This window comes from Microbulbifer sp. 2205BS26-8 (genome assembly GCF_030731025.1).
Taxonomy (GTDB): domain Bacteria; phylum Pseudomonadota; class Gammaproteobacteria; order Pseudomonadales; family Cellvibrionaceae; genus Microbulbifer; species Microbulbifer spongiae.
The window spans coordinates 1-768 of record NZ_JAVAMR010000161.1 but is presented as its reverse complement, the minus strand read 5'-3'; the positions used below and the strand labels follow the sequence as shown (position 1 = coordinate 768).

Annotated in this window: 1 protein-coding gene; it reads right to left on the bottom strand. The window is 42.6% G+C overall.

The annotated features are described in order from the left end of the window. Positions 1 to 270: 270 nt before the first annotated feature. Positions 271 to 606 (bottom strand): hypothetical protein, encoded by a 336-nt coding sequence (locus Q5Y71_RS17045; protein ID WP_306043267.1) that lies wholly within the window; start codon positions 604 to 606, stop codon positions 271 to 273. Positions 607 to 768: the final 162 nt, after the last annotated feature.

Genomic DNA, 768 nt, shown 5'->3' with positions numbered 1-768 from the left:
GGTATAGAAAGGCCCTCAAAGGAGCCAATGGCGGAATATATAGAGATGCTTAATGAGTTGAGCCCCAAGTATCTAGATCTTGTCTTGAGGCATTTGGAGATGGTCTACAAGTTAGACAAAGAAGGTTAACCGCTCTCCACGGTTACTCGATATGCGCTAACGACTTTGATTCCCTTGACGCCAGCGGGATAACCGCCTGTGGCTCTTGTCTTATAACTTCAGGGCTCCCGCTTTCTAAAACTGTCTGGAGTTTGGTGGTTTTAATTAGGCTTATTTTATTAAGTAGAAACTCTGTACTACTGGATTATTGAGTAGGCACTCTGCTGAACTAGAATCATCATATCCAACCTTGACAGTTTTTGAAGAGGCGAAAGCGGTCAATGCTGACGAATACACTTCTCGGGCAACAGTACTATCGACTAAAGAAATTCTTACTTGGGAGCTTCCACTGCATGAGGTGTCAGAAATATTTGGAGAGACACCGATATAAACAGTTTTCGTAGAGTTACTGATGCCTACACCTGTTATTTCAACCTCTTGAGTGGCTGCCAAGGAGTTTAATGAAGTTCCACCAATTAAAGAAATAAGAGCTATTTTTTTTAACATTTGAAGCCTGTTATGTTAATCTGTTAGTTGTTTAGGTTTGTGATTATACAATGCTTCGGGCAGTTTTAGCCAATTAATCCTGGGGCTTGCACCCCTATAGATCGGCTGTCTACAGCTCTGGGCTACCTGAGACTTGCAATAAAGTAGGCCTCCCTGTGGCTC